Annotated in this window: 1 protein-coding gene; it reads right to left on the bottom strand. The window is 69.7% G+C overall.

The features are described from left to right. Positions 1 to 465, bottom strand: a 465-nt coding sequence (locus ADK65_RS02915) for an AMP-binding protein (RefSeq protein ID WP_159038705.1), incomplete at both ends; no start/stop codon positions are given.

Genomic DNA, 465 nt, shown 5'->3' on the forward strand with positions numbered 1-465 from the left:
CACGATCGCGGCGCCGACCTGCAGCGGCGCGAACAGCTCCGGCACCGACACGTCGAAACTCGCCGTCGTGCTCAGCAGCACCCGGTCCTCGGCACCCACCTCGAAGTGCGCCAGACCCCACGCCAGCCGGTTCATGATCGACCGGTGCGCCACCTGCACACCCTTCGGCCCACCCGTGGAACCCGAGGTGAAGATGACATACGCCGCGTTGTCCGGAGACAACACCCGCTCCGGATCGGCGTCCGGATACCCCGAGACATCCGGCAGGTCCTCGTCGAGCACCAGCAGCGGCTTCGCACTGTCCAGCACGTGCCGCACCCGGTCCTCGGGCAGCTCCGGATCGATCGGCAGATACGCCGCCCCGGCCTTCACCACCGCGTAGATCGCGACCAGGAGGTCCACCGACCGCGGGATCTTCACCGCGACCAGCCGCTCCGGACCCGCGCCCTGCTCCACCAGCCAGTG

Origin of the sequence: Streptomyces sp. NRRL B-1140 (genome assembly GCF_001280065.1) — a bacterium.
Lineage (GTDB): Bacteria > Actinomycetota > Actinomycetes > Streptomycetales > Streptomycetaceae > Streptomyces.